Genomic DNA, 25,389 nt, shown 5'->3' on the forward strand with positions numbered 1-25,389 from the left:
AGCCACTTTCGCAACGTTGAAGGTTGCGAAAGTGGCTTTCGCAACGCGCCGTCGACGCAGGTGAGCGCACCTAGCGGAGCGCGGGCGCCTCATAGCAGTTTCAGTTGCTCCGCAGCCGGAATCACCGCCTCCCCCGAACGCTGCACGGGCATCGTCACCTGCATCCGCTCCCCGTCGTCCGCACGGGAACCGAAGCCGTGGCGGCGCAGCAACGGGCCGACCCGGGCGCCGAGCCGTTCCCGATAGGACTTCGGGAGATAGGCGCCGCGCGAGTACAGCTCGCGGTATTTCGGCACCAGCTCCGGATGTTCCCGGCCGAGCCAGCGCGCGAACCATTCCCGCGCGCCCGGCCGCAGATGCAACGGAATGACGGTGACCCGGGTGGCACCGGCCTCGGCCAGCCGCGAGAACAGCGCGTCGAGCGCGGCCACCGAGTCGGTCAGGTACGGCAGCACGGGCGCGACCAGCACCGAACACGGCAGCCCGGCGTCGCGCGCCTTGCGGATCAGGTCGAGCCTCGCCCGCGGGCCCGGCGTCCCGGGTTCGAGCCGGCGTTGCAGCTCCTCGTCCAGCAGCGCGAGCGAGATCGCCAGCCCGGCGGGCACGTCCTTCGACACCGACTCCAGCAACGGGAGATCCCTCGCCAGGACGGTTCCCTTGGTCAGGATCGACAGCGGCGTCCCCGAATCGGCCAGCGCGGTGATGATGCGCGGCATCAGCTTGTACCGGCCCTCGGCGCGCTGGTACGGGTCGGTGTTCGTGCCCATCGCGACGTGCTCGCGGGTCCAGCCCGGCCGCCGCAGCTGCGCGGCCAGCACTTCGGGCGCGTTGACCTTCACGATCACCTGCGTGTCGAAATCGCGTCCGGCGTCGAAGTCCAGGTACGTGTGGGTGTTCCTGGCGAAGCAGTTGTGCGTGACCATGCCGTCGGCGATGAAGTCGCCCGTGCCGGTGGTGATGTCGAACAACGGCAGCTCGATGCCCAGCGGCTCGATCGACGTCACCTTCCGCCTCGTCCGGCCGATGGGGAGGCCGTCGAGTGACCGTTTCCAGCCGACGGCGGGATCGGCGAGATGGAAGAACCGCATCTCCTCCGAAGGCCCGCCGAGGATCTGCACCGTCCACAGCGGACGGAACTTGGCGTTTTCGCTTCTGACGTAACGGAAGCCGAAGTTCCCCAGCGCGGAACAGAAGGTCGAGACGATGTCCTGTTCGTCATGGGTGACGCGCAACGCGCCGTGCCGGTAGCTCCCGGCGAGGTCGAACAGCCCGGCCAGGAATCCGCGCAGCCAATGGGAATCCGGCGACGGCGGCACCTGCACGAAGCCGACCGACGCGCCGAAATCGGGCAGATACCGCAGCGCGCGGTCCGCGGCGTCCTTCTCGGCGGAGAACCCGCCGGAGCGCAACATCCCGCACAGGTATCCGGCTCGATAGCCGAGGGTGTCGTCCGGGGTGCGCGCGAGTTTCCCGACGCCGACGAGTTCGGTGCCGCCGACCAGATGCGGCCGCTGCGCCGCGCCGAACCGGGTGCCGGTGACGTGTTTCCAGCCGCGGCCGGTCAGGAACCGGTGGTCGCCGCTGGCCACGATGGACGTTCCGTCGTCGAGGGTCAGGCGGTACGCCGGTTTCAGCGTCGACCAGTGCGCGAGGACCTTCGTCGGCACCAGGCGGCGCCCCGCGCCACGCCCTCGCGTCCCGTAGATCGCGTCGCCGGGCGCCAGCTCCGCCAGCGCCTTCGTCCTTCCGTCGGCCATCAGGACCGGTGTCGCACCCTCCAAGCAGTACGTGCACGCGTGCGAACAACCGCGATACGGGTTCACCGTCCATCCGAACGGGACACCCGAGCCCTCGGGCACCTTGTTCAGCACGGATTTGGCGTGCACCTCGTGAAAGGTGACGCCGTCGAACTCGGGTGTGCGCACCGAACGCAGCAACCCGTCCAATCCGGGCAGTACCGGCTCGCCGCCGTCCGCCCGCTGTCGATCCCATCGCACCCGGCCAGTCGAACACATGTTCTAGACGGGTGTCAAACGCATGTTCGAACACGGGTGATCTTCGCGGCGTTTCGTCCTCTGGATGCGGTAGTTGCGCGTGCAAGTACCGCATTCAGAGGACGAAACGCGAGCTAGAGCTTCGTGATCTCGTCGGCCACGTACCCGGCGGGCTGGATCAGTCCCGCGCACCGGCTCTCCCCGCGCGGCGTCGCCGAACGACGGCGCACCGTCACCGAGTAGAAGTCGTCGCCACCGCGCACGGTGACGACCCGCGCGTCGGATTCGAGCAGCGGCTCCTCCTGGACGGCGAGCACGTCGTCCAGACCGGGCAGGTCCAGCCGCCGGCGGAGCGCGATCTCCGCGAACTGCGCCCACGCCGTCCGGGCGGACGTCCGGCCGCGAAGCTGCTCCGGCTCGACCTGGCCGCGCAGCGCGGCCTTGGCGACCAGCGCGGCCTCGGCCGGGTTGAGCTGGCCGTGCAGGAAACCGTCGGGGACCACCAGCAGGTTGCCCGCCCAGCGATCGCCGCCGACGTGGCTCACCTCCCAGGCCCGGCCGGGGTGGTTGGTGTTGAGCGTCGAAGCCAGCGGGCGGCCGAGGACCGCGCAGCACATGTCCTTGGTGCCGTGGGTGCAGACCAGGAACAGCGGCCCGTCCACGCGGGTGCCGAGCCCGCCGGTGCCCTCGGCGACGGCTTCGAGGTCCAGCTCGGCCAGTTCGCCCAGGTCGTGGATCTCGAGGCGTTCCAGCCAGCGGTTGCCCGGTTCGCCCCCGCCGACGTACACGGAACGAGGGCGATCCGGGTCTCGCTGGTGTTTGCCGGGACGGCGGATGAGCAGCGGACGGAGCCCGTGCGACCGTCTCAAGTTCTCGAGCAGCTCACGGCGCTCGGCGGGGAAGGCCTCGTCGAGGACGTTTTCCAGCGCGTCCGCGGGCCAGGGGCCCGGTTGCTCGATGAGCAGCCAGCACCGCATGTCCGCCGCGGTTCCGGCGGGGCTCGCCCCGAGCATGCGCGCGACGGTGGCGCAGCCCGGCAACGCGGCGGGCGGCGCTTGACCGTCCGGGGCTGGGGTGTCCGAGAGCTGAGCGGTCATCGGCCGACCCCTCCGGACCTCACCTTAGGCATGCCTTAGCTTACCCCGTCCGGGCTCCCTTCACACTTCTCGTCTCCTGTGACCTTCAGCCGATCGAGAGCAGCCCCTGCGTGGTGAGCTCGCCGAGGAAGGCCCGCACCGTCCCCCGATCGAGTTCGGACAGCTCGGCGAGTCGCTTGACCGCCTGTGGCGTGCCGTCGAGCAGCGCCTTCAGCAGCGGGGCCGCGGCACCCGCGAACACGAACCGTTTCCCGGCCGCGAGCAGGGTCACCCGGCCGTCACCTTCTTCGAGCACCGCCCTCGGGACGAGGAACCGGACCTCGGTCTCGTCGCCGTCCGGAAGCAGGCCGGGGGTCGCCGCCCAGGGCAGGCCGACGCGCGGATGCGCCGGGGCCGCCGAGTCGCGTTCGGCGAGGAACCGGTCGACGACGTCGCCGGTCAGCGTGGCTTCCAGTTCCGCGCGCAGTGCCGCGGCACGGGCCGCGCGCTCCTCCGCCGTCCCGAACCTCGGGAGGTCCTGCCGGAACGCGGTACTCGCCCGCAGCTTGTCGGCGAGCCACGAGACGAGGTCGATCCCCGTCGCCGGGCTGAAGCCGAGCGTGAGATGCAGCGACATCTCCCCCACCGCGGTGACGTCGTGCCAGTGCCCGCGCGGGACGTAGAGGACGTCGCCGTCTTCGAGGACGAAGTCGTCGATCGGCTCCCCTGGCCGCTCGGGCTGCTCGACGTCGCGATGCAGCGGGGCGGGCCTGGTCGGGCCGTGCATCCGCCAGCGTTTGCGGCCGGCGACCTGGATGATGAACGCGTCGTGGTCGTCCCAGTGCACGTCGAAACCGTGGGTCACGCCCCAGCCGGCGTACAGGTTGACTTGGACGCTCTCGCGGAGGTCGTGTTCGAGGCTCCTGGCGAGATCGCCGATCGGGTCGCTGAGTTCCTGGATGGCGTCGAGCACCATCGTCGCGCCGCCGCGCAGGTGCTCGGTGAACGGAGCGGCCTGCAGGCGGGGGACGGTGCCACTGCGGCGGGTGGGGACGAGATCGGTGTAGCTCTCCATGGGCACCGGGGTGCCGTCGAGCGCGAGGCGCAGCCGCGGGAACTCCAGGCGGTGCTGCCGGAGGATCGCGTTCAGCGCCGGCCACGGCAGCAGGTCGGCGAACCGGCCCGCGCGGCCTTCGAATCGGCGGTAGGTCTCGCCCTGGACGTCTTGGAAGAACTGGCTGACCCCGAGCGGAGCCACGAGGTCAGCCAGCGTCGGCGTTTCGGGCACTCAGCCGTCGTTGCCGTCGTTGTCGGCGGCCGCGCCGTTGGCCTTCCCGCGGTCGACCGCGGTCGGGATCTTCTCGACCTCCAGCAGCAAACCGCTGTCGGGAGCCTGCGTACCTGACTGTTCCTGTGCCATCCTGCCACCTTTTTCTCAGACGAGCGGACGGACCGAAAATCGGCCTGGAGCGCCGCCCAGCCTACGACACGTTTCCGGAAAATTCACTGTCCAGCAGGGAAAAACGGTCTAGTGAGCGATCTTCGACACCGTGGCGCCGGTTCACCCGGACAGCGGTTCTAAGCTGGCATTCATGGCTGATCCGGCATCCGTCCCCCGCCCGCGATGGGACGTGCTCACGGCCATCGGCGCGGGTGGCGCGCTGGGCAGTCTCGCCCGCTACGGATTGTCGGTCGCACTCCCCCATTCCCGGGGTCAGTTCGCGGTTTCCACCTTTGCCACCAACGTTTCCGGCTGTCTGCTGATCGGCGTCCTGATGGCACTGCTGACCGCGGCGGGCAACCCGCACAGACTGCTGCGGCCATTCCTCGGGGTCGGGATCCTGGGCGGCTACACCACGTTTTCGACCTATGCGACGGACACACTCGATCTCGTGACGGCGGGACGTCCGTTCACCGGGTTGGCGTACGCGTCCGCCACGGTGGCCGCCGCGCTGGCAGCCGTCTACGCCGGGCACGAGATCACCCGCGCGGTGAGGAAATGACCGTTCTGTTCGTCGCGGTCGGCGGCGGCCTCGGCGCGATCCTGCGCTACCTGACCGACCGGCGCGTCCAGGCGTGGCGGAATTCCGCGTTCCCCTGGGGCACGCTCACGGTGAACGTCGTCGGCTCGGCGATCCTCGGCGTGCTGACCGGCTGGGCACTGCACGGCGGGCAGCCGGACGCCGTCCGCGCGCTGCTGGCCGTCGGTTTCTGCGGCGGGCTCACGACGTTCTCGACGTTCGGGTACGAAACCCTGCGCCTGTTCACGGAGAAGGCGCGGCTCTACGCCGTCGTCAACGTCTGCGTGACGGTCTTCGCCGGGCTGGCCGCGGCGGCCGCGGGCCTGCTGCTGGCCGCCGCCGTCTGGCACTGACTCACACTTCGGGCGCCATCCGCCACGCCGCCGCGGCGATCGCCTCGCGCTGCTCGGCCGGAAGATCGGCCGCCATCTCCTCCAGTTTCTCGACGACGCCTTCGTGGGCGGCGTTCGCGAGCCGGAGCCCTTCTTCGGTCAGCGTGATCTTCAAGGCGCGGCGGTCGCAGGAATCCGCGACCCGCTCGACGAGCGCGCGCCGCTGCACGCGGTCCACCAGGCCGGTGACGCTGGATTTCTCGAGGTTCAGCATCTTGCCGAGGTCGGTCATCCCGACGCCCGTCTCCCCCTGAGCCAGCACACAGAGCAGCTGCGCCTGCTGCGGCGTGAGGTCGTACGACCGGCCGACGTCGATGAAAGCCCGCTGCACGAGATGCGAAAGCCGCACCAGCGCCGTCGCGAATCCGAGGTCTTCGGCCGTGGTCATGACCGAAGTCTACTTGACGATCGTTCGGAGTACGAACTACTGTAGTTCGTAGTACGAACATTACGCACTACGAACTAGGGGAACCTCATGACCACGACCGTGGCCGTCATCGGCGGGGGATACGGCGGCACGACCGTCGCCAAGGAGCTGGACTCGTTCACCGACGTCGTGCTCGTCGAGCCGCGCGAGGACTTCGTCCACCACGTCGCCGCGTTGCGCGGGCTCGTCGATCCCGAGTGGACGGACCGGCTCTTCTACCCGTACTCCGCGCTCCTCGAACGGGGACGGGTGCTGCGCGACCGCGCGGTGAGCGTGGACCAGGACGGCGTCATCCTCGCGTCGGGCGAGCGGCTCGCGCCGGACTACGTCGTGCTGGCGACCGGTTCGGCGTACCCGTTCCCGGCGAAGATCGACTTCCACGACAGCGCTTCGGCGAAGGCGAAGATCCGCGCCACCCGGGAGGAACTCGCGGGAGCGGACAAGGTGCTGCTGCTCGGCGCGGGCCCGGTGGGCCTCGAACTGGCGGGCGAGATCAAGGCGGTGTGGCCGGAGAAGGCCGTGACGATCGTCGACCCGGCGAAGGAGATCCTGCCCGGTTTCCCGGACGGCTTCCGCGCGGAGATCCTCCGTCAGCTCGACGACCTGGGCGTCGAACTCCTGCTCGGCACTTCGCTGACCGAGGCCCCCGTCTCGGAGCCCGGGCAGGCCAAGACGTTCACCTCGGGGCTCACCGGCGGCGGCGAGGTGACCGCCGATCTGTGGTTCCAGTGCTACGGCGGCGCGCCGCACACCGCGTACCTCGACGGCGAACTGGCCGCCGCGCGGCAGGCGAACGGACAGATCGAGGTGACGCCCGAACTGCGTCTCCCCGGGCAGCCCCGCGTGTTCGCGCTCGGCGACATCACGGCGCTGCCGGAGGGGAAGCTGGCGAAGGTGGCCGGTGACCACGCCGAGGTCGTCGTCGCCAACATCCGGGCGCTGATCGAAGGCGGCGAACTGCGTGCCCACACCCCGGGCGCGCCGATGATCTCGTTGCCGCTCGGGCCTTCCGGGGGCGCGACCTACACCGAGGAGACCGGGATCCTGGACGCGGCGACGACCTCGGAGATCAAGGGGTCGCACATGATGGTGTCCAGGTACGAGGAGATGTTCGGAGAGGCGTAACGCTCGTGAGTGGCAAGGACGGTTCTAACCGTCCTTGCCACTCACGAGGCTTTAGCGCGGAGCCAACCCACGCACGTGCGCGAACGGGTCCTCACCCGTCGGCAGCAGTGCGATGATCGGCGTCGTCAGCCCGTTGTCCACATAGGACTGCACCTGCTCGCGGCAGGATTCGAGGCTGCCGTGGACGATCAGGTCGTCGACGACCTCGTCCGGGATGACCTGGTTCGCCTTCTGCCGGTCGCCCGCCGCCCACGCCTCGTGCATCGGCGCGAGCGCGTCGCCCCGGCCGAGCCATTCGTGGAACGCGGCGTACACCGGCACGGTCAGGTAGCTCGAGATGAGCATCCGGCCGAGCCCGCGCGCGGCGTTCTTGTCCTCGGTCGGGCATACGAAGATCCGCGCGGCCAGTTCGACGTCCGGCCCGATCTCCGCACGCACCTTCGGTACGTCGGACGCGGCGAGCCAGTTGGTGATGGCGCCGTCGGCCTCCTTCGCGGCCAGCCGCAGCATCCCCGGCCGCAGCGCGGCGAGCATGATCGACGGCGGCGGGTCGGCGGGCCGCTCCAGCCGGAACTTGCTGACGGAGAACGACTCGTACTCCTCGGTGACCTTCTCCCCCGCCAGCGCCGAACGCAGGAACCGCAGGGTGTCCCGCGAGCGCGCGAACGGGGCCTCGAACTCGGCGGCGTTCCAGTTCTCGACGATCACCGGCGACGACGCGCCGATGCCGAGCACGAACCGGCCGGGCGCCAGTTCCGCGACGGTCGCCGCGCTCATCGCCAGCAGCCCGGGCCCCCGCGTGTACACCGGCACGATCGCGGTGCCCAGCCGCAACTGCGGCGCCCACTGCGAGGCCAGTACCAGCGGCGTGAACGCGTCGTGGCCGGCGGTCTCGGCCGACCACGCGTCGGTGTAGCCGAGATCCGGCAGTTCCCGCACCATCTCCTCGTGCGCCGCGAGCGGCACCCCGGTCAGCGGAATGGTGATGCCCCACCGTTTCATGCGTTCTCCTCGCTCTTGACCGCGGCACCGGACAGCTCACGCACGATCCAGTCCACCTGCGTGCGCATCAGGTTCTCCGCGACCTCTTCGGCTTGCGGCGTCATATGCGTCGCGCCGGCCAGCGGCAGGAACACGTGCGCGCGTCCCTTGGCCAGCAAGGCCGACGACAGGCGCAACGAGTGGGCGACGAAAACGTTGTCGTCGGCCAGCCCGTGCACGATCAGCAGCGCCCGCGAGAGATCGCCGGCACCGGCGATCAGCGAGTTGTGCTCGTACGAAGCCGTTTCTTCCTGCGGAAGGCCGAGGTAGCGCTCGGTGTAGTGCGTGTCGTACAGCGACCAGTCGGTCACCGGGGCGCCCGCGACAGCGGCGTGGAAGACGTCGGGACGCCGCAGCACGGCCAGCGCGGACAGATAGCCGCCGTAGGACCAGCCGCGGATCGCGACGCGTTCCAGATCGAGTTCCGGATGGAGCGCGGCCGCCGCGTGGAGGGCATCGACCTGGTCGGCGAGGGTGACGTCGGCGAGCTTGCCCGCGATCTCCTTCTCCCAGGCCGAACCCCGGCCGGGGGTGCCGCGCCCGTCGGCGACCAGCACCGCGAAACCCTGGTCCGCGAGCCACTGCGGGGTGAGGAAGGCGTTGCGGGTCTGCAGGACACGCTGGGCGTGCGGGCCGCCGTACGGGTCGAGCAGCACCGGGAGCTTGCCTTCGCTCTCCTCGTACCCGGTCGGCAACACCAGCGCGGCGCGCAGGGCCCGCTCCCCGAGCGTCAGCCAGGTCAGGTTCGGCACGACGTCGGGGTCGACGGTGAAGGAACCGATGCGCGCCACCGTCTTCTCGCCGGACACGACGGTCACCACCGGGCCACTGCGCTCCAGGGTCCACGACGAGAGCACGGTCAGCGAAGCGGTCCCGGAGCCGACGTGCACACCGTCCTCAGTGGACAGACGGCGCAGCTCGCCGCCCTCGGTGCGGAAGACGTGGATCTGGGTCGGGTCGGCCTCCGACGCGCTGAACAGCACCTCGTCGCCGACGTGCAGGATCGAGCGCACCTGCAGTCCCGGCGGGGTGACGGCCACGCCGTCGACGACCAGCCGGTGGTCGCCGTCGGCGGCGCTCTCGCGCACCAGACGGCCGTCGGTGGTCCACGCCGGGACGCCGGCGGCGAGCTCGACCCAGTGCTCGTCGGTCTCGGTGTGCAGCACCTCGACGGAACCGGTCGCCGGGTCGACCGCCTGGATCTCCAGTTTCCGCTGGTCACGCGACTGGACCGACAGCAGCGGCTTGCCCGCGGCGGACCAGTGCACCGCGGCCAGGTACTCCCAGCCGGTCTTCGTGACGTCGACGCGGGAGCCGTCGAGGCCGAGGACGGCCAGCGTCACGTCCGCGTTGGTGGTGCCCGCCGCCGGATACGCGACGACGTTCGCCGCCGACTGCGGATTGGCCGGATCGGCGATCGTCCAGCGCGGCACGGCGGCCCGGTCGGACCGCTCGACGAGCAGGCTCTTCCCGTCCGGCGACCACCAGTAGCCGCGGGTGCGGCCCATCTCCTCGGCCGCGATGAACTCCGCGAGCCCCCAGGCGATGTCGTCACCCGCCTCCTCTACGAGCAGGCGATCCTCGCCGGTGGCCCGGTCGATCACCCGCAGGCGCCGGTCCCGGACGTAGGCGACGTGCGTGCCGTCGGGGCTGGGCCGCGGGTCGACGACCGAACCGTCGACCAGCACCGCGACCTCGCCGGTGGCCAGGTCGAGGGTGTGGAGCTTGCCCGAGAGCGAGAACGCGGCGACGGTGAAGGCGTCGTCGACCGCGTAGCCGACCACGCCGCCGCCGGTCTCCCGGCTGCGCTCGCGGCGGGCACGCTCCTCCGGCGGCAGGTCCTCTTCACCGGGCAGCAGCTCGGCGGCGTCGACCAGCTTCGTCTCCTCGCCCGACGCGACGTCGAACGACCACAGGCTGTGCCGCGGGTCGGTGCCGGACTCGGTCCGCAGGAACAGGATGCGGGAACCGTCCGGGGCGACCTTGAACTCTTTGGGCGCGCCGAGGGTGAAGCGCTGGGTGCGGGCCTGGCGGCGAAGGAACGGGAGATCTTCGAGGCTGTTGTCGGTCACGACCGCACTCTCTCAGACGATCAACCGGGGACGCCAACGCCTTCCAGCTTCTTCAGCTCCGTCTCGGGATCGAAGCCGGCGGGCGGGAACTTCGGGTCCATCCCCTCGATCGTCTCGATCAGCAGCCGCGCGACCAGCCAGTTGCGGTACCACTTGCGGTCGGCCGGGACGGCGTACCAGGGCGCGGCCGCCGTGGAGGTCTTGGCGAAGATGTCGGCGTAGGCCTTCTGGTAGTCGTTCCACTGGGCCCGCGCGTCGAGGTCGGCGGGGTTGTACTTCCACCACTTCGCCGGGGTCTCCAGCCTCGCTTTGAGCCGCTTCAGCTGCTCCTCCGGCGAGATGTCCAGGAAGACCTTCACGATCGTCGTGCCCGCCTCGGTCAGCTCCTTCTCGAACGCGTTGATCTCGGCGTAGCGCTTGCGCCATTCCGCCGCGGGCACGAGCTTCTGGACGCGCGGCACCAGGATGTCCTCGTAGTGGGAGCGGTCGAAGACACCGATCTGCCCCGGTCCGGGGAGCCGTTTGCGGATCCGCCACAGGTAGTGGTGGCGCCGCTCGGTCGCGGTCGGCTTCTTGAACCCGGCGTACCGCACGCCCATCGGGTTGACGAGACCGAGGACGTGGCCCACCGTGCCGCCCTTGCCGGAGGTGTCCATCCCCTGCAGGACCAGCAGGAGGCTCCGGTTCCCGCCGCCGACGCCCTCCGCGTACAACGCCTCCTGCAGCCCGGCGAGCCTGCTTCCGGCGTCCGCGAGGTCTTTGAGCCCCTTGGGCTTCTTGGTCGGCCCGACCGGGAACGAGCCCGGGTGGTGCCGCTCGCCGCCCTTGCCGATCCTCAGCGTGTCCCGGACGGAGACGGTGTCCTTTTTCGCCATCCGGCGACGATAACCGCGGTCCGGGCCCGGCGCCTCCGGTGATCGAGGACGCCGCTGCACGATTTCGCCACTCGATGGAGTCGATACGCAACGAACAACGGGTCAAAGCAACGTTTCCCGGATGAAAGCAGCCGGATGGGCATCTAACCTGAACGCATGACGACCGCCGACTTCATCGCGCTCGACGAGCAGTGGAGCACGCACAACTACCACCCCCTGCCCGTGGTGATCGCCACCGCCGAAGGCGCCTCGGTCACCGACGTCGAGGGCAAGACCTACCTCGACTTCCTCTCCGGCTACTCGGCGCTGAACTTCGGGCACCGCCACCCCGGGCTCATCGCCGCCGCGGTCGAGCAGTTCGGCCGGGTGACGCTGACCTCGCGCGCCTTCCACCACGACCAGCTCGGGCTGTTCTGCAAGGAGCTCGCCGAGCTGACCGGTACCGAGATGACCCTGCCGATGAACTCCGGCGCCGAAGCCGTCGAATCCGCGGTGAAGATCGCCAGGAAGTGGGCGTACCGGGTCAAGGGCGTCCCCGACGGGACCGCGGAGATCGTCGTCGCGGGCTCGAACTTCCACGGCCGCACGACCACCATCGTGTCCTTCTCCACCGACGAGACCGCGCGCGCCGACTTCGGCCCGTTCACGCCGGGCTTCGTCACGGTGAAGTACGGCGACGCCGAAGCGCTGCGCGACGCCATCACCGAGCGCACCGCCGCGGTCCTGCTGGAGCCGGTGCAGGGCGAGGCGGGCGTGATCGTGCCGCCCGCCGGCTACTTCGCCGAGGCGCGGCGGCTGTGCGACGAGCACAACGTCCTGCTGATCGCCGACGAGATCCAGTCCGGTCTCGCCCGCACCGGCACCGTCCTCGCGCTCGACCACGAGGGCGTCCGCGCCGACGTCTACACCCTCGGCAAGGCGCTCGGCGGCGGCATCATGCCGGTCTCGGCCGTCGTCGGGAGCAAGGACGTGCTCGGTGTGCTGCGGCCGGGTGAGCACGGCTCCACCTTCGGCGGGAACCCGGTCGCGTGCGCGATCGGCCGCGCCGTCGTGGGCCTGCTGAAGACCGGCGAGTTCCAGGAGCGTTCGCGGGAACTGGGCGCTCACCTGCACTCGCGGCTCGGCGAACTGGTCGGCGACGGGCTCGCCGAGGTCCGCGGGCGCGGGCTCTGGGCCGGGATCGACATCGCGCCCGGCGGGCCGACCGGCCGTGAGGCGTCGACGGCGCTCGCCGAACGCGGTGTGCTGTGCAAGGAGACGCACGACCACACGCTGCGGATCGCGCCGCCGCTGGTGATCAGCCGTGAGGAGCTCGACCGCGGTATCGACGCCATCACCGACGTCGTCAAGACGCGGTGAACCTTTCGGACGGGTTGTACGTTGCCTGTCCATGGGAGAAGAGCGGGAGTGGGTGGAGCGGCCGCTGGTCGGCACCGAGACGGTGTCGCCGGAGGACTGGTCCGCCAGGGGTAAGGCGCTGCGGGCCGAGGCGCCGACGTCCGCGCACGATCACGCGGCGGCGGGCGAAGGACGGCCGAGCGTGGCGGAGTTCTTCGCGCGGAGCAACGAAGGCCGCCTGCCGGAGCTGGTCGAACTGCGGCGCGAGCGCATGCTCGCGTCGCCGTTCACCTTCTATCGCGGGGCCGCCGGGCTGATGGCCGCCGATCTGGCGGGTTCGCCGTCGTCCGGGCTCACGGCGCAGCTCTGCGGCGACGCGCACGCCGCGAACTTCGGGCTGTACGGCACGCCCGAAGGCCAGATCGTCATGGACATCAACGATTTCGACGAATCGGTGCCGGGCCCGTGGGAGTGGGATCTCAAACGGCTCGCCGCGAGTCTCGTCCTCGCCGGGCGCGAGGGCGGCATCGGCGAATCGGGCTGCCGTGAAGCCGCCGAAGACGCGGTGAAGTCGTACCGGCGCACCATCCGGGGGCTGGCGGAGCTGCCGTTCCTGCGGTCGTGGAACGCGTTGCCGGACGCGTCGGTGCTGAGCAAGGTGCGCGCGCACGATCTGATCGACGACTTCGAGGAAGCGGCCGAGAAGGCGCGGAAGAACACCAGCGCCAAGGTCACCGCGAAGTGGACCCGACGCATCGACGACCACGAGACCGGCCTCGAACGGCACCGCTTCGTCGAAGACCCGCCCGTGCTCACGCACGTCGACGACGCGACCGCAGAAGCCGTCGTGAGCGGGCTGGTGTCCTATGTGGACACGCTACGCGAGTCGCGGCGGACGCTGATCTCGCGGTACCGGGTGTCCGATGTGGCCTTCCGGGTGGTCGGCACCGGCAGTGTCGGGCTGCGCAGCTACGTCGCGCTGCTGCACGGGAACTCCGGCGAAGATCTTGTCCTGCAAGTGAAACAGGCCGTCCCGTCGGCGCTCGCGCCGTTCCTCGGCCTGCCCGCTCCGGAGCACGAGGGCCGCCGGATCGTCGAAGGCGCGCGGCTCGTGCAGGCCGAAACGGACATCCTGCTCGGCTGGACGACGATCGACGGCGTGCCGTACATCGTGCGGCAGTTCCGGAACCTCAAGGGCGACATCGACCCGGCGGAGCTGAAGAAGGACCATCTCGACGACTACGGCCGCCTGGCCGGCGCGTTGCTGGCGCGGGCGCACGCGCGATCGCTGCATCCGCGGCTGCTGGCGGGGTACTTCGAGGACGACGAAGACCTCGATGAGGCCATCGGCGCCTACGCCATTCGGTACGCGGATCAGACCGAAGCGGACTTCGCGGCCTTCGCTGCCCTCTGACCCCCCTGCCGCATTTAGTCCTCTAAATGCGGGCAGGGGCGCCCCGGGGGCAAACCGATTTGGGCACTTTCGCGCAGCTTCTCACGGGGGTCGTCAGTGGCGTTTCGGGTTGTTGAGGGTAAGTCAAAGGATGGCGTGATGGAGTCGGCGGTGCGAGCGGGCTCGCCACCGAGGCCTGGCATGCCCCTCAGGCTGTCCAAAAAGGACACTTTTCGAGAGCAAAAGTCCGATTTGGACACTTTCGCGCAGCTTCTCACGGGGGTCGTGAGTGGCAATGGTCGTTCTAACCCTCTTTACCACTCACGACCCACCGCAGGAACCGGACATCATGACATCAATCGGGCGCACCGTCCGCGCAAGGTGTCCGTTGTGGACACATCGCGCCGGGGTGATTCCGGAATCCCGCGTGACAGGGGTTCGATCCGGCCACTCACGACCACCTGGACCGACCCCTGCCGCATTCAGAGGACTAAACGCGGGCCCTCACACCAGGGCCAGGACGTCGTCCGCGCAGCCCCAAGCGACCGTGATCCCCGCACCCCCGTGCCCGTAGCAGTGCACGACCCGCCCGTCCCGCTCCAGCCGCACCTCGGGCCGGAACGGCCGCAAGCCGACCTTCGCGCCCAGCACCGGCGCGTCCGCCAGCGCGGGCACGAGCTCGCGGCACCGGCGCACGATGTCCGCGGTCACGCCGGGGTCCGGCTCGACCGAATCGCGGCCGGGCTCCTGCGTGCCACCGCAGACGACATGGCGGCCGTGCGGGATCACGTGCCGCAGCACCGGCGTCGAGCCGTCGACGATCCATTCGGTGAGTCCCGGATCGGCGAGATGGACGACCTGGCCGCCGACCGGCACCACGGTGGCGTCCCCGGCCAGCCGTCCCCCGCCGAGCCCGGCGGCGTTCACCACGAGGTCCGCGTCGAGGTCGGCCAACCGCGACACCGTGCGGTACTCGGTGCGCACGCCCCGCGCGGCGACCTCCCCGGCGAGCCAGGCGAGGTACACCGGGGTGTCGACCAGCGCGGTGGTGAAGGTGAGCCGTCCGGGTTCGTGGTCGAGGCCGGGCATGGACAGCGCCCACGACGGCGGCGCCGCCTCGCGCGGGACGACGTACGTCCCCCGCAGCATGCGGATCCCGGGAGCACCGAGGGTGCGGTACTCCTCGACGCTCGCCGTGGTCCAGCGGTCGACCCGGTCGGAGTTCGCCGCGAGCGGCGGGAACAGCACACCACCCGCGACCGCGGACGTCGTCTCCCCCGGCACGGCGTCGGTGAGCACCGTGACGTCGTGCCCGGCCCCCGCCAGCCGGTGCGCGCAGCTCAGCCCGATCACCCCGCCGCCGACCACCGTGATCCGCATCGAAAGCCCCCTTCGTCCTCGCGAGCCGTCCCTGCATGGTGACTGATCGCCCGTCACGTAATCTCGCCGGATGAGCGGAAGAGCGCCGTACGGGCTGGTCGCGGTGACGTGCGCCGTGATCATGGTCGTGCTCGGGGTGCTGGTCTCCGGCGAAGGTCTTTCCGTCCCCGACGAACTCGCCGTCAGGTGGGTGGAGCGCGCCTTCGGCCCCGACACCGACCTGCTGCTGCTCTTGGTGCTACCGACCGAGGCCTACGTCCTGCTCCCGGTCGCGGTGCTCGCCGCCGTCCTGTGCCTGATCGGCGGGCGCAGGCTCGAAGCGGTGCTGACCATCGTGGGCCCGCTCGTCGCGATCCTCGCGAACACCTGGGTGCTCAAACCGCTCTTCGACCGCTGGAAGTACACCTACCTCGCCTACCCCAGCGGGCATACCGTCGCGCTGGTCGCGGTGCTGACCGTGCTCGTCCTGCTCGCCCGCCCCGGCGTCGCGACGGCGGTCATCGCGACCGTGGGCGCGGTGGTGCTCTGCGGCGTGACGATCGGCATGATCGGCCTCGGCTACCACTACCTGACCGACGTCGTCGGCGGCACGCTGTTCGCCGTCGCGACCGTGTGCGCCACGTGGGTGCTGCTCACCTGGGCTGCACGGCGTCGCGCGCCAGTGCCGTCAGACGGCTGACGGCGCGCAGGTACTTCTTGCGGTAGCCGCCGTTCACCATCTCTTCGGTGAACAGCTCGGGCACCGGCTCGCCCGAGACCACCAGCGGGATGGCGCGGTCGTAGAGCCGGTCGGCGAAGGCGACCAGCCGCAGTCCGACGTTCTGGTCGGGCACCGGGTGGATGTCGCGCAGGTGCACCCTGGTCACGCCGTCGAGGAGCCTGCCGTAGCGCGAAGGGTGCAGCTTGCCCAAGTGCTCGCACAGCGCGTCGAAATCGTCCACAGTGGACTCGGGATGCGCGGCGGCCGAGGCTTCCAGCTCCTCGGGGCTCGCGGGCGGCGGCGCGTCCGGCAGGCCGCGGTGGCGATAGTCCGGGCCGTCGACGCGGCAGACGCCGAACCGGGCGGACAACGACTGGATCTCGCGCAGGAAGTCCGCGGCGGCGAACCGGCCTTCGCCGAGTTTGTCCGGGAGCGTGTTGGAGGTCGCCGCGACGAACACCCCGGCCGAGATCAGCTCCTGCAGCAGCCGGGTGACGAGCATGGTGTCGCCGGGGTCGTCGAGTTCGAACTCGTCGATCGCCAGGAACCGGTGCTCCGACAGGCGCCGCACCGCCTCGGCGAACCCCAGCGCGCCGACGAGGTGGGTCAGCTCCACGAACGTCCCGTACGCCTTGGGCGACGGCGTCTCGTGCCACGTCGAGGCGAGCAGGTGCGTCTTGCCGACACCGAAACCGCCGTCGAGATAGAGCCCCATCGGCCCGGACGGCGCCTCGTCCCCACCGCCGAACAGCGCGCGCAGCTTCGACTTCGGCTTCCGGTTGGAGGCCTCCGCCACGCGTTTCGCGAACGCGCCGCAGTCGACGACGGCCTGTGCCTGGCTCGGCTCGTCCGGGTTGGGCACGTAGGTGGAGAACCGGACCGCGTCGAACCTCGGCGGCGGGACGAGCGCGGTGATCAGCTCGTCGGCGGACAGCTCCGGACGGCGATCGATCAGGCGGGCGGGCATTCGCCGAGGGTAACGGCACCGTCGTCGCGGGTTCACTCTCCCTGACCGGGCGTATCCCCCGCTCAGCGGTGCCGTCGGGCGCGTGCTGGGATGACGGTGTGCAGCTTTTGTGGCCAACGACACCGGCGGAACCCGTCTCCGACGCGGACCTCGAACGGCTCTACGGGTATCCGGAAGACCTGACCCGGCCCTGGGTCCAGGTCAACTTCGTCAGCTCGGCCGACGGCGCGGTGGCGGTCGACGAGCTGTCCGAGGGGCTCTCCTCCCCCGCGGACAAGCGGATCTTCCTGATGGGGCGGCTGCTTTCCGACGTGATCCTGGTCGGTGCCGGCACGGCGCGCGCCGAGGGCTACCGCGGTGCGCGCATCAGTCCCGAACGCGCCGCCCGCCGCCTTTCGCTCGGGCTGTCCGAGGTGCCGCCGATCGCGGTGGTGACCCGTTCCGGTGAACTCGACCCCGAAGGCCCGTTGTTCACCGACACCAAGGTCCCGCCGATCGTCATCACCACCGAAAAGGCGCCCTGGGCGGCGCTGGAGCGCGCGGGCGCCGAGGTGCTCGTCGCGGGGACCGAAGACGTCGACCTCCACCGCGCGCTCGCGCTGCTGAACGAACGCGGGCTGCGCCGGATCGACTGCGAGGGCGGGCCGGCACTGTTCGCCGACCTGATCGCGGCCGACCTCGTCGACCAGCTGTGCCTGACCGTCGCCCCGCTGCTGGCGGGCGCGGGCGAACGCCGGATCGCCGACGGCCGCCCGTCCCCGGAACCGCGGCGGATGGACCTCGCGTCCGTGCTCTTCGAAGACGGCTTCACCATGTTGCGCTATCGCCGCCGGGAGGGCGGGTGAGCGAGACCGCGCCGGTTCCGGACGAGGAACTGGCGGCCAGGGCCGCCGGCGGGGACCACGATGCCTTCGACACCCTGGTGCGGCGGCATACGGCGAGGATGTACCGGGTGGCGCTGCGGATCACCGGCAGCTCGTCGGAGGCGGAGGACGTCGTCCAGGAGGCCTGGCTCTCCGCGTGGCGCGCGCTGCCCGGCTTCCGGTTCGAGTCGGCGGTGTCGACCTGGCTCTACCGGGTGACGACGAACGGCGCGCTCGGCGTGGTCCGGCGCCGGAAGCCGACGGTGCCGCTCGACGAGGGCGACGCGGGTGTCGTGCCTGGTCCGGAGGGGTACGTGGTGAGCGCCGAACAGGTCGGCACGGTGCTGCGCGCGATCGCCGAACTCGACGTCGGCCAGCGGATCCCGCTGATTCTGCGAGAATTCGAAGGATTGACCTACGACGAGGTGGCCGAGGTGCTCGAAGTCAGCGTGCCCGCGCTGCGTGCCCGCCTGCACCGCGCGCGGGTGGCGCTGCTGGCGAAACTCGGCGACAACTTCCGACCCGGGGAACGGTGATGAGCGAGGATCCGCGCGACGACCCCCGGTGGCAGCAGGTGCGCGCCGCCGCGAGCCGTCCGGTGCCGACGCCGCCGGGACTCGTCGAACGCGTGCTCCGTTCGGTCAGTGGCGTCCGCGGCGGGCACACCACCGCCCCGCTCGAGCTGCCCTCGTCGGGCGGCAAGACCCAGGTGTCGGAACGGGCGCTGGTGCTGATGACCCGAAGCCTCGCCGCCGAGATCGGCCGCGACCTCGGCGGGGTCCACGTCTCGGCCGTCGCGCTCGAAGAGGACGTGCTCCAGGTGCTGGTGACGATCCGGTTCGGCGTCGAGGCGGCCGTCGCGGAACTGTTGCGGCACCGGGTCAGCGCGGCGCTGACCGGCCAGCTCGGGTCGGCCCCGCCCACGATCAACGTCCACGTCGTCGACGTCCACCCGGACTGAACCCCCGCGACTGATTACCCCATCCGGGGGACATCGCGTGACGGCTCGGCATGCGCGGGTGTCCTGGTCGGTGAGAGCGTAGGGACCGCCGCGCGCGCAGGTCGCGCGGCACCGGTGCGAGAAGGAGCGAACTTCATGGCGCAGCCGAGCGCGAGCAAGCCCGACACCCCGGTCACGGGGTCGTCCCTCAACGAGGAAGGAGCCGCCGGCAAGACCACGATCTCGTCGGTGGTGGTGCAGAAGGTGGCGGGTCTCGCCACCCGCGAGGTGACCGGGATCCACGCGCTGGGCGGCGGCGTCTCGCGGGCCTTCGGCGCGATCCGCGAGCGCATCCCCGGCTCCGGCACGGTCACCACGTCCGGTGTCTCGGTCGAGGTCGGCGAGAAGCAGGCCGCGATCGACCTCGACGTGGTCGTCGAGTACGGCGCCCGCATCGTCGACGTCGCCCGCGCGGTGCGCCGCAACGTGATCGGCCAGGTCGAGCAGATCACCGGGCTCGAAGTGATCGAGGTCAACATCGCGGTCAACGACATCCACCTGCCCGACGAGAACGGCGGCGAGACCGAGACCTCGCGGGTCGAGTGATGAACGGGACCCAGACCGGCCTGCTCGCCGGCCTCATCCTCGGCCTCGCCGCGACCCAGGGCTTCACCGCGTTCCTGGTGACGCTGGCCGTCGGCGTCATCGGCCTCGTCCTCGGCCGCGTGCTCGGCGGCGAACTCGACCTCGGCGACCTGTTCGGCCGGGGCCGCGACAAATGACCCTCCCGGCCGAACCGGAGGACCGCGGCACCCTCACCATCGCGCCGTCCGTGGTCCGCAAGATCGCGCAGCACGCCGCGGACCAGGTCGACGGGACCACGCGCGCCGAGCGGCGGATCGCCGGGCTCGGGCTGGGGACACACGGCGCGAGCGCGAAGGTCGGCGGCGAGGGCAACGACGTCGATCTCGTGCTCGACGTCGCGCTGCACTATCCGGCGCCGGTGCGGCGGATCGTCGGCGATCTGCGCGCCAGGGTCACCGAGGAGGTCGAGCGGATCACCTCGTACCAGGTCCGGGACATCTCGGTGACGGTCTCCGCGCTCCTGCCCGACATCGCGCCCCGCGTCCGTTAGAAGGAGCACCCGCATGCGTTTGTTCGTCCGCCTGCTGTCGGCCCTGATCGGGCTGGCGCTGGCCGCCGCCGGGGTCCTGCTGGCGCTGGAGGTCGGCTGGGGCTGGTGGCGGCCGGGACGCGGGCCGCTGTTCGTCCCGTGGGACGACTGGCGCGACAGGCTCGCGGAGCTGTCCTGGAACACCGCCGAAGTCCGGTACCTCTCGATCGCCGTCGCGGTCGTCGGGCTGCTCCTGATCCTGGCGGCGGCCTCGGCCGGGCGGCGCGCCATCCGGCTGACCGATCCGGCGAACGAGGTCAGCGTGACCACGTCGCCGCGTTCGCTGGCGAGGCTGGTCGGGGTGACGGTGCGCGCACAGGACAACGTCGCGGGCGCGAAGGTCACGGCCACCGCCAAGAAGATCCGCGTCCGCGCGACGAGCAGGCTGGAAACCGAAGGCGAGCTGCGGCCGCGGCTGCTGGAGACCGTCTCCGGTCTGCTCGACGACGTCCCACTGGTGCGGCGGCCGAAGGTGTCGGTCGTCGTCGACTCCCCGAAGGACCGCCGATGACCCGTTCGGTCTCCGCCAAGGCACTCGGCCGGTCCACCGGCACGGAACGGACGCTGACCGTCCTCATCGGACTCCTCGCGCTGCTCGGCGGGGCCGCGGCGCTGGTGGTCGGCGCGGGCTGGCTCGGCACGTATCGCGCCGACCGGCCGCTCGTGGACCCGATCGCCCTCGACTGGCTGTCGCGGCACGCGCTCGCCGGCCGGATCGGCGCGATCGTGCTCGGCGTCCTCCTGCTGTGGCTGGGCCTGTGGTGGTTCTTCCGGTCGCTGCGCCCGGAAGGCCGCCCGGACCTCGAACTCGACGACGACCTCGTGGTGACCTCCTCGGCCATTTCCGAGGCCGTCCGCCTCGACGCCGAGACGGTCGACGGGGTCGGGCGCGCCCGGGTCCGCGCGGTCGGCGACAAGGAGAACCCGGCGCTGCGCATCACGCTCTGGCTCGTCGAGGGCACCGATCTGAAACGGGTCTGGGAGCAGCTCGACCACACGGTGCTGGCCCGCGCGCGGGAATCGCTCGGGGTGGACGTCCTGCCGACCGCCGTCCGGATCGAACTCGACACGACGGCACCGCAACGGGTGCGCTGAGCACGCCGGTGCGGCAAGAATGGCCGTCATGTCGCTTCCCCTGACGCCGCCGGTCAAACCGATGCTCGCCAAACCGGCGAAGGCGATCCCCGATTCCGGCGGGCTGCTGTTCGAGCCGAAATGGGACGGCTACCGCTGCCTGGTGTTCCGCGACGGCGACGAGCTGACCCTGCAGTCGCGGTCGGAGAAACCGCTGAACCGCTACTTCCCCGAGGTCGTCGAGCGGTTGAAGGCGGCGCTGCCCGACCGGATCGTGCTGGACGGCGAACTGGTTGTCGCCCGCGACGGGAAACTGGATTTCGACGCGCTCACCGACCGGGTCCACCCCGCCGAAAGCCGCATCAAACTGCTGGCGGAGCAGACCCCGGCCGAATTCGTCGCGTTCGACCTGCTGGCGCTCGGCGACGAGTCCTTTCTGGACGAACCGACGTCGAAACGGCGGGAACGGCTGGAGAAGCTGGCGTCCGACGGCATCCATCTCACCCCGGCCACCGCGGATCCGGCGATCGCGCGGCACTGGTTCGAGCTGTTCGAGGGCGCCGGGCTCGACGGCGTGATCGGCAAACCGCTCGACGAGCCGTACACGCCCGGCAAACGGGTGCTGCTGAAGTACAAGCACTCGCGCACCGCCGACTGCGTGCTCGCGGGGCTGCGCTGGCACGTCGACGGCGAACCGGGCGAGCTGGTCGGCTCGTTCCTGCTCGGGCTCTACGACGAGAACGGCGTGCTGCACCATCCCGGTGTCGTCGGCTCGTTCCCGGTCACCCGGCGGCGTGAACTGGCCGAGGAGCTGGCGCCGCTGATCACCGACGGCGCCGATCACCCCTGGCTGGGCGACAACGTACGGGAACACCAGCGGATCCCCGGCGGGATCACCCGCTGGAAGGCGAAGGAAGCCCCGTGGGTGCCGCTGAAGCTGGAGAAGGTGGTCGAGGTCGGCTACGAACACACGGAAGGCGGATATCCGTCGCGGTTCCGCCACACCGCGCAGTTCAAACGCTGGCGCCCCGACCGCGAACCGGACTCCTGCACCTACGCCCAGCTCGACGAGGTCGCCCGCTACGACCTGGACGCCGTGTTCCGCGGCGAGGTGAAACGCACCCGCTAACCGTGTCCTGACATCCGACCTGCGAAGCTCTGTTCCGAGCTTTTGTCATGCCGTGGAAGTGAGGACCAGCCCGTGAGCACCGCCCGCCGCACGCCACGGCTGTTCCTGACGACCACCGTGGTGGCGGCCGTGCTCGCGGGCTGCACGGCGGGGCCCTCGGTCCGGCCGGCGGTGATCGACAACGACGGGAAGCCGGATCCCGGCGGCCAGACGACGGCGCAGCAGGTGCCGCTGCCGCCGCTCGCCGAACCCCGGTCGCCGTCGATCAACTGGGAGGACTGCGACGAAGCGACCCGGCAGCGGCTGGGCCAGCCGTCCGTGCCCGACACGCTGAAGTTCTCCTGCGCCAGGGTGGCCACGACGCTCGACGCGCCGGACCTGCCGGGCCGCGGGCTCTCGCGGCTGTCGGTGGTCAAAACCGGCGGCGGGCCGATCCCGCTCGTCGTGGTGAACGACGTCGACGGTGAACCGGGGTCGCTGTACGCCGCGCGGCTGGCCGCGACGCTGCCGCCCGAGTTCCTGCAGAAGTTCTCCCTGATCGGCGTGGACCGGCGCGGGACCGGGTCGTCCGCGCCGGTGCAGTGCATCCCGGCGGAGATCCGCACCGATCTGCTGAGCGGCGACCCGGCGGCCGCCGACCTCGAAGGCGTCGTCGACGCGGCGCGCAAGGCCGGTCAGCAATGCGCCATCGAACTGGACGACTCGCAGGTCGCGATGGACAGCTGGCGGGCCGCGGGCGACCTCGAAGAACTCCGTGAGCAACTGGGCATGGACAAACTGCACGCGCTCGGGCGCGGCGACGGTTCGAAGGTGCTCGCCGAGTACGCCGTGCGGTTCCCGGCCCAGGTCGGCCGGATGATGCTCGACGGGCTGCCTGACCCGGCCCCGGACGCGGCCGCGGTGCAGGAACAGGTCGCCGCGAGCGCGCAGGCCACCCTCGACGCTTTCGGCGCCGACTGCGTCGCGAGGGGCTGCCCACTCGGCGACACCCGATCGGCCGTGACCACCGTCGCGGACCGGCTCCGCGCCGCCTCCGCGACGACCACCGACGGCGCGGAGATCACGCCGGGGATCGCGCTGTACGCCATCTACTCCGGGCTCGCCCAGCGCTCACGCTGGGTGGAACTCGCCGAAGCGCTCAAGTCCGCGCAGACCGGCGACGTCACCCCGCTGGCCGCGTTCGCCGAACCGGTGCTGAAGGACTCGCGGGCGCGGCCTTCGCGGCTGGACGGCACGCTCGCGACCAAGTGCAACGACAGCGCGACCCGGCTCTCGGCCGAGGAGCTCACGCGCGTGACCACGACCCTGCGCGACAAGTATCCGCAGTTCGGCGTCTTCGCCGCGCAGCAACTGGCGTGGTGCAGCCCCTGGCCTGTGCGCCGCGAACCGCTCCCGCCCGCGGGCGCGCCGGGTGCGCCGCCGATACTCGTCGCGGGCACCGCGACCGACCCGGTCACCCCCGAACAGGGCACCGGCCGGGCCGCCGACCAGATGCCGAGCGCGGTCACGATCACCTGGCAGGGTGCCGGGCACGGCGCGCTGAGCCTCTCGCCGTGTGTCGCGGACGCGACACGGGCGTTCCTGATCGACGGGAAGGTGCCCGTCGACGGGACCCTCTGCCCGGCCTGACCCGCCTCGGGCCTCGTGAGTGGTAAGGACGGTTCTAACCGTCCTTACCACTCACGAGACCCAGGCGGTACTACTGCCGGTAAGACTCCACCTCGGACACCGGCCGCGCCGTGGCCTGATCCGGGTCATCGTCGAACTCGACCCGCGCCCGCCGCTGCCGCAGCAGGTCCCAGCACTGGTCCAGCTGCTGCTCCACACTCGCGAGGCGGGACCGGTCGTCCGAGCTGAGCCCGGTGCCGATCGCCCGCGAACGGAGTTCGTGCTCCTCGCTGACCAGCTCGTCGATCCGGCTGAGGATGTCCCCGTCGGCCATACGCACCTCCCGCGAAACGTGGGTTGCTCCATCCGAGACGCTACGCGCAATCACGGGAATGCGCGTACCGCCCGATTCGTTACGCGGGGCATGAGCACAGTGGAGCTGACCGCCGCCAACTTCGACCAGGTCGTGTCGGACAACGACTTCGTCATCATCGATTTCTGGGCCGGCTGGTGCATGCCGTGCCGTCAGTTCGCGCCGACCTACGAGAAGGTGTCGGAGAACCACGACGACATCGTGTTCGCGAGCGTCGACACCGAGGCCGAGCAGCAGCTGGCCGCCGCCTTCGACGTGCGCTCGATCCCCACGCTCGCGGTCATCCGCGACAAGACGGTGATCTACGCCCAGCCGGGCGCGCTGCCGGAGAAGACGCTCGAAGACCTCATCCAGCAGGCGCGCGACATCGACATGGACAAGCTCAAGGAAGAGGCCCAGGAGGCCTGACGAGCATGGAGAAGGGGCCCTTCCCGGCGGGTTTCGCCGGGAAGGGCCCCTTTGTCCTTCAGCGGAACAGTGCCACCGGGGGCCGGGTCAGCCCTTGGTGGCGAGTCCGCGCAGGAAGAACGCCAGGTTCGCCGGGCGTTCCGCCAGCCTGCGCATGAAATAGCCGTACCATTCGTCGCCGTAGGGGACGTAGACGCGCATCGTCTTGCCGTCGCCCGCGATGCGGCGCTGCTCTTCGGGACGGATCCCGTACAGCATCTGGAATTCGTGGTCGTCCGCCTTGCGGCCCGCGTCCGCCGCGAGCTTCTCGGCGATCGCGATCATCCGCGGGTCGTGCGAGGCGACCATCGGATAACCCTTGCCCTGCATGAGGATCTTCAGGCAGCGCACGTAGGACTTGTCCACTTCGGACTTGTCCTGGAACGCGACCTCCTCGGGTTCGGCGTACGCGCCCTTGCACAGCCGGACACGGGAACCCTCGGCCGCCAGGTCACGGCAGTCCTGCTCGGTGCGCCGCAGGTAGGCCTGCAGCACCGCGCCGACCCACGGGTACTCGGTGCGCAGCTCCTTGAGGATGCCCAGCGTCGAGTCGGTGGTGGTGTGGTCCTCCATGTCGAGGGTGACCGTGGCACCGACCGCTTCGGCCGCCGCGCAGATCTTGCGGGCGTTCTCCAGCGCGACCTTCTCGCCGTCGACGGGCAGGAACTGGCCCACCGCGGACAGCTTCACCGACACGTCGGCGCCGAACGCGAGGCCGTCGGCCGCCAGCGCGGTCAGCAGTTCCTCGTAGGCGCGGACGGTCGTCGCGGCCTGTTCGGCGTCGGTGGTGTCCTCGCCGAGGTGGTCGAGGGTGACCCGGAGGCCGTCGTCGGCCAGTTCACGGACCACCCGCGCGGCGTCGGGCGTCTTCGAACCGGCGACGAACCGGCCCACCACCGATCGGGTGGCGGGGACGACCTCGACCAGCTTGCGCATCCGCTGGGATCGAGCGGCGGCGAGCAACGGGGCACGCAACATCA

29 protein-coding genes are annotated in these 25,389 nt (G+C 70.6%); 17 read left to right on the forward strand and 12 right to left on the reverse strand.

All coding sequences use genetic code 11. The features are described from left to right. Positions 1-89 precede the first annotated feature (89 nt). The 4 genes from ACFWIW_RS29700 to ACFWIW_RS29715 all read right to left on the reverse strand — a co-directional run bounded on the left by ACFWIW_RS29700 (position 90) and on the right by ACFWIW_RS29715 (position 4,490). Positions 90-1,997, reverse strand: coding sequence for an intein-containing Rv2578c family radical SAM protein (locus tag ACFWIW_RS29700; RefSeq protein ID WP_378371513.1), 1,908 nt, complete (start codon positions 1,995-1,997; stop codon positions 90-92). 131 nt (positions 1,998-2,128) lie between these two features. Beyond that, positions 2,129-3,091, reverse strand: a complete 963-nt coding sequence (locus tag ACFWIW_RS29705; RefSeq protein ID WP_378371514.1) for a sucrase ferredoxin — start codon at positions 3,089-3,091, stop codon at positions 2,129-2,131. A gap of 85 nt (positions 3,092-3,176) precedes the next feature. Next, entirely contained in the window at positions 3,177-4,358 is a 1,182-nt protein-coding gene (locus ACFWIW_RS29710) for a cupin domain-containing protein (RefSeq protein ID WP_378371515.1), read from the reverse strand. Further along, positions 4,359-4,490 carry a hypothetical protein gene (locus ACFWIW_RS29715; RefSeq protein ID WP_005157133.1) on the reverse strand — a complete coding sequence of 44 codons (132 nt, stop codon included), beginning with the start codon at positions 4,488-4,490 and terminating at the stop codon, positions 4,359-4,361. Between the two features lie 172 nt (positions 4,491-4,662). Here ACFWIW_RS29715 and crcB (ACFWIW_RS29720) point away from each other — a divergent pair, with 172 nt between their 5' ends. Both crcB (ACFWIW_RS29720) and crcB (ACFWIW_RS29725) read left to right on the forward strand, forming a co-directional pair. Beyond that, positions 4,663-5,073, forward strand: a complete 411-nt coding sequence (crcB, locus tag ACFWIW_RS29720; RefSeq protein ID WP_378371516.1) for a fluoride efflux transporter CrcB — start codon at positions 4,663-4,665, stop codon at positions 5,071-5,073. Next, positions 5,070-5,444 carry a fluoride efflux transporter CrcB gene (crcB, locus tag ACFWIW_RS29725; protein ID WP_378371517.1) on the forward strand — a complete coding sequence of 125 codons (375 nt, stop codon included), beginning with the start codon at positions 5,070-5,072 and terminating at the stop codon, positions 5,442-5,444. The genes crcB (ACFWIW_RS29720) and crcB (ACFWIW_RS29725) overlap by 4 nt, the downstream gene beginning before the upstream one ends. A gap of 1 nt (position 5,445) precedes the next feature. On the opposite strand, the gene ACFWIW_RS29730 is transcribed toward crcB (ACFWIW_RS29725), so the two are convergent. Then, positions 5,446-5,871, reverse strand: a complete 426-nt coding sequence (locus ACFWIW_RS29730) for a MarR family winged helix-turn-helix transcriptional regulator (RefSeq protein ID WP_378371518.1) — start codon at positions 5,869-5,871, stop codon at positions 5,446-5,448. An 87-nt stretch (positions 5,872-5,958) separates the two neighbouring features. On the opposite strand from ACFWIW_RS29730, the gene ACFWIW_RS29735 reads away from it, so the two are divergent. Then, positions 5,959-7,035: an NAD(P)/FAD-dependent oxidoreductase gene (locus ACFWIW_RS29735; protein ID WP_378371519.1), complete on the forward strand. Its 1,077-nt coding sequence runs from the start codon at positions 5,959-5,961 to the stop codon at positions 7,033-7,035. 51 nt (positions 7,036-7,086) lie between these two features. On the opposite strand, the gene ACFWIW_RS29740 is transcribed toward ACFWIW_RS29735, so the two are convergent. From ACFWIW_RS29740 to ACFWIW_RS29750, 3 genes are read right to left on the reverse strand one after another with little or no spacing between them, the layout of a single operon-like run. Further along, complete coding sequence (locus ACFWIW_RS29740) at positions 7,087-8,037, reverse strand: LLM class F420-dependent oxidoreductase (RefSeq protein ID WP_378371520.1); 951 nt, start codon at positions 8,035-8,037, stop codon at positions 7,087-7,089. Continuing rightward, positions 8,034-10,148 (reverse strand): prolyl oligopeptidase family serine peptidase, encoded by a 2,115-nt coding sequence (locus tag ACFWIW_RS29745; RefSeq protein WP_378371521.1) that lies wholly within the window; start codon positions 10,146-10,148, stop codon positions 8,034-8,036. Before ACFWIW_RS29745 ends, ACFWIW_RS29740 begins: the two co-directional genes overlap by 4 nt. A gap of 20 nt (positions 10,149-10,168) precedes the next feature. After that, on the reverse strand, positions 10,169-11,023 hold the full coding sequence (locus ACFWIW_RS29750; RefSeq protein ID WP_378371522.1) for a PPK2 family polyphosphate kinase: 855 nt from the start codon (positions 11,021-11,023) through the stop codon (positions 10,169-10,171). Positions 11,024-11,179: 156 nt separating this feature from the next. Here ACFWIW_RS29750 and rocD point away from each other — a divergent pair, with 156 nt between their 5' ends. Then, the gene (rocD, locus tag ACFWIW_RS29755) at positions 11,180-12,382 is read left to right on the forward strand and encodes an ornithine--oxo-acid transaminase (RefSeq protein WP_378371523.1); all 1,203 of its coding nucleotides are present in this window, start codon (positions 11,180-11,182) and stop codon (positions 12,380-12,382) included. 31 nt (positions 12,383-12,413) lie between these two features. Then, a complete protein-coding gene (locus ACFWIW_RS29760; RefSeq protein ID WP_378371524.1) occupies positions 12,414-13,775 on the forward strand; it encodes a DUF2252 domain-containing protein in 1,362 nt (453 codons plus the stop codon). A gap of 483 nt (positions 13,776-14,258) precedes the next feature. Here ACFWIW_RS29760 and ACFWIW_RS29765 read toward each other — a convergent pair whose 3' ends face one another. Further along, positions 14,259-15,134 (reverse strand): FAD-dependent oxidoreductase, encoded by an 876-nt coding sequence (locus ACFWIW_RS29765; protein WP_378371525.1) that lies wholly within the window; start codon positions 15,132-15,134, stop codon positions 14,259-14,261. Between the two features lie 70 nt (positions 15,135-15,204). On the opposite strand from ACFWIW_RS29765, the gene ACFWIW_RS29770 reads away from it, so the two are divergent. Continuing rightward, positions 15,205-15,813: a phosphatase PAP2 family protein gene (locus ACFWIW_RS29770; RefSeq protein WP_378371526.1), complete on the forward strand. Its 609-nt coding sequence runs from the start codon at positions 15,205-15,207 to the stop codon at positions 15,811-15,813. Here ACFWIW_RS29770 and zapE read toward each other — a convergent pair. Continuing rightward, the gene (gene zapE, locus ACFWIW_RS29775; protein ID WP_378371527.1) at positions 15,767-16,801 is read right to left on the reverse strand and encodes a cell division protein ZapE; all 1,035 of its coding nucleotides are present in this window, start codon (positions 16,799-16,801) and stop codon (positions 15,767-15,769) included. The genes ACFWIW_RS29770 and zapE overlap by 47 nt on opposite strands. Positions 16,802-16,899: 98 nt before the next feature. On the opposite strand from zapE, the gene ACFWIW_RS29780 reads away from it, so the two are divergent. The 10 genes from ACFWIW_RS29780 to ACFWIW_RS29825 all read left to right on the forward strand — a co-directional run bounded on the left by ACFWIW_RS29780 (position 16,900) and on the right by ACFWIW_RS29825 (position 23,610). Further along, positions 16,900-17,646 carry a pyrimidine reductase family protein gene (locus tag ACFWIW_RS29780; protein WP_378371528.1) on the forward strand — a complete coding sequence of 249 codons (747 nt, stop codon included), beginning with the start codon at positions 16,900-16,902 and terminating at the stop codon, positions 17,644-17,646. After that, positions 17,643-18,200, forward strand: coding sequence for an RNA polymerase sigma factor (locus ACFWIW_RS29785; RefSeq protein ID WP_378371529.1), 558 nt, complete (start codon positions 17,643-17,645; stop codon positions 18,198-18,200). Before ACFWIW_RS29780 ends, ACFWIW_RS29785 begins: the two co-directional genes overlap by 4 nt. Then, positions 18,200-18,625: a hypothetical protein gene (locus ACFWIW_RS29790; protein ID WP_378371530.1), complete on the forward strand. Its 426-nt coding sequence runs from the start codon at positions 18,200-18,202 to the stop codon at positions 18,623-18,625. The genes ACFWIW_RS29785 and ACFWIW_RS29790 overlap by 1 nt, the downstream gene beginning before the upstream one ends. 135 nt (positions 18,626-18,760) lie before the next feature. Continuing rightward, a complete protein-coding gene (locus ACFWIW_RS29795; protein ID WP_378371531.1) occupies positions 18,761-19,210 on the forward strand; it encodes an Asp23/Gls24 family envelope stress response protein in 450 nt (149 codons plus the stop codon). Further along, a complete protein-coding gene (locus ACFWIW_RS29800; protein WP_378371532.1) occupies positions 19,210-19,386 on the forward strand; it encodes a hypothetical protein in 177 nt (58 codons plus the stop codon). The genes ACFWIW_RS29795 and ACFWIW_RS29800 overlap by 1 nt, the downstream gene beginning before the upstream one ends. Then, positions 19,383-19,739 carry an Asp23/Gls24 family envelope stress response protein gene (locus ACFWIW_RS29805; RefSeq protein ID WP_378371533.1) on the forward strand — a complete coding sequence of 119 codons (357 nt, stop codon included), beginning with the start codon at positions 19,383-19,385 and terminating at the stop codon, positions 19,737-19,739. The genes ACFWIW_RS29800 and ACFWIW_RS29805 overlap by 4 nt, the downstream gene beginning before the upstream one ends. A 13-nt stretch (positions 19,740-19,752) precedes the next feature. Further along, the gene (locus ACFWIW_RS29810) at positions 19,753-20,289 is read left to right on the forward strand and encodes a DUF6286 domain-containing protein (protein WP_378371534.1); all 537 of its coding nucleotides are present in this window, start codon (positions 19,753-19,755) and stop codon (positions 20,287-20,289) included. Next, positions 20,286-20,873, forward strand: a complete 588-nt coding sequence (locus ACFWIW_RS29815) for an alkaline shock response membrane anchor protein AmaP (RefSeq protein WP_360091550.1) — start codon at positions 20,286-20,288, stop codon at positions 20,871-20,873. Before ACFWIW_RS29810 ends, ACFWIW_RS29815 begins: the two co-directional genes overlap by 4 nt. Positions 20,874-20,901: 28 nt before the next feature. Continuing rightward, the gene (locus ACFWIW_RS29820; RefSeq protein WP_378371535.1) at positions 20,902-21,981 is read left to right on the forward strand and encodes an ATP-dependent DNA ligase; all 1,080 of its coding nucleotides are present in this window, start codon (positions 20,902-20,904) and stop codon (positions 21,979-21,981) included. Positions 21,982-22,053: 72 nt separating this feature from the next. Beyond that, positions 22,054-23,610: an alpha/beta hydrolase gene (locus ACFWIW_RS29825; RefSeq protein WP_378371536.1), complete on the forward strand. Its 1,557-nt coding sequence runs from the start codon at positions 22,054-22,056 to the stop codon at positions 23,608-23,610. A 70-nt stretch (positions 23,611-23,680) separates the two neighbouring features. Here ACFWIW_RS29825 and ACFWIW_RS29830 read toward each other — a convergent pair whose 3' ends face one another. After that, complete coding sequence (locus ACFWIW_RS29830) at positions 23,681-23,923, reverse strand: DUF2630 family protein (protein WP_016333014.1); 243 nt, start codon at positions 23,921-23,923, stop codon at positions 23,681-23,683. A gap of 90 nt (positions 23,924-24,013) precedes the next feature. Between ACFWIW_RS29830 and ACFWIW_RS29835 the strand changes: the two genes are divergently transcribed. After that, positions 24,014-24,370, forward strand: a complete 357-nt coding sequence (locus ACFWIW_RS29835) for a co-chaperone YbbN (RefSeq protein WP_038515702.1) — start codon at positions 24,014-24,016, stop codon at positions 24,368-24,370. 87 nt (positions 24,371-24,457) lie between these two features. Here the strand turns inward: ACFWIW_RS29835 and ACFWIW_RS29840 are convergent, their stop codons facing one another. Then, complete coding sequence (locus ACFWIW_RS29840) at positions 24,458-25,387, reverse strand: proline dehydrogenase family protein (RefSeq protein ID WP_378371537.1); 930 nt, start codon at positions 25,385-25,387, stop codon at positions 24,458-24,460. Positions 25,388-25,389 lie beyond the last annotated feature (2 nt).

It is taken from the genome of Amycolatopsis sp. NPDC058340 (assembly GCF_042723975.1).
Classification (GTDB): Bacteria; Actinomycetota; Actinomycetes; order Mycobacteriales; family Pseudonocardiaceae; genus Amycolatopsis.

Coding starts and splice junctions, on each gene's coding strand:
- ACFWIW_RS29815 (WP_360091550.1), top strand. CDS start 20,286: ATGACCCGTTCGGTCTCCGCCAAGGCACTCGGCCGGTCCACCGGCACG.
- ACFWIW_RS29765 (WP_378371525.1), bottom strand. CDS start 15,134: ATGCGGATCACGGTGGTCGGCGGCGGGGTGATCGGGCTGAGCTGCGCG.
- rocD (WP_378371523.1), top strand. CDS start 11,180: ATGACGACCGCCGACTTCATCGCGCTCGACGAGCAGTGGAGCACGCAC.
- ACFWIW_RS29820 (WP_378371535.1), top strand. CDS start 20,902: ATGTCGCTTCCCCTGACGCCGCCGGTCAAACCGATGCTCGCCAAACCG.
- ACFWIW_RS29835 (WP_038515702.1), top strand. CDS start 24,014: ATGAGCACAGTGGAGCTGACCGCCGCCAACTTCGACCAGGTCGTGTCG.
- ACFWIW_RS29805 (WP_378371533.1), top strand. CDS start 19,383: ATGACCCTCCCGGCCGAACCGGAGGACCGCGGCACCCTCACCATCGCG.
- ACFWIW_RS29840 (WP_378371537.1), bottom strand. CDS start 25,387: ATGTTGCGTGCCCCGTTGCTCGCCGCCGCTCGATCCCAGCGGATGCGC.
- crcB (WP_378371517.1), top strand. CDS start 5,070: ATGACCGTTCTGTTCGTCGCGGTCGGCGGCGGCCTCGGCGCGATCCTG.
- ACFWIW_RS29735 (WP_378371519.1), top strand. CDS start 5,959: ATGACCACGACCGTGGCCGTCATCGGCGGGGGATACGGCGGCACGACC.
- ACFWIW_RS29770 (WP_378371526.1), top strand. CDS start 15,205: ATGAGCGGAAGAGCGCCGTACGGGCTGGTCGCGGTGACGTGCGCCGTG.
- ACFWIW_RS29705 (WP_378371514.1), bottom strand. CDS start 3,091: ATGACCGCTCAGCTCTCGGACACCCCAGCCCCGGACGGTCAAGCGCCG.
- crcB (WP_378371516.1), top strand. CDS start 4,663: ATGGCTGATCCGGCATCCGTCCCCCGCCCGCGATGGGACGTGCTCACG.
- ACFWIW_RS29830 (WP_016333014.1), bottom strand. CDS start 23,923: ATGGCCGACGGGGACATCCTCAGCCGGATCGACGAGCTGGTCAGCGAG.
- ACFWIW_RS29760 (WP_378371524.1), top strand. CDS start 12,414: ATGGGAGAAGAGCGGGAGTGGGTGGAGCGGCCGCTGGTCGGCACCGAG.
- ACFWIW_RS29715 (WP_005157133.1), bottom strand. CDS start 4,490: ATGGCACAGGAACAGTCAGGTACGCAGGCTCCCGACAGCGGTTTGCTG.
- ACFWIW_RS29750 (WP_378371522.1), bottom strand. CDS start 11,023: ATGGCGAAAAAGGACACCGTCTCCGTCCGGGACACGCTGAGGATCGGC.
- ACFWIW_RS29790 (WP_378371530.1), top strand. CDS start 18,200: ATGAGCGAGGATCCGCGCGACGACCCCCGGTGGCAGCAGGTGCGCGCC.
- ACFWIW_RS29810 (WP_378371534.1), top strand. CDS start 19,753: ATGCGTTTGTTCGTCCGCCTGCTGTCGGCCCTGATCGGGCTGGCGCTG.
- ACFWIW_RS29740 (WP_378371520.1), bottom strand. CDS start 8,037: ATGAAACGGTGGGGCATCACCATTCCGCTGACCGGGGTGCCGCTCGCG.
- zapE (WP_378371527.1), bottom strand. CDS start 16,801: ATGCCCGCCCGCCTGATCGATCGCCGTCCGGAGCTGTCCGCCGACGAG.
- ACFWIW_RS29795 (WP_378371531.1), top strand. CDS start 18,761: ATGGCGCAGCCGAGCGCGAGCAAGCCCGACACCCCGGTCACGGGGTCG.
- ACFWIW_RS29800 (WP_378371532.1), top strand. CDS start 19,210: ATGAACGGGACCCAGACCGGCCTGCTCGCCGGCCTCATCCTCGGCCTC.
- ACFWIW_RS29730 (WP_378371518.1), bottom strand. CDS start 5,871: ATGACCACGGCCGAAGACCTCGGATTCGCGACGGCGCTGGTGCGGCTT.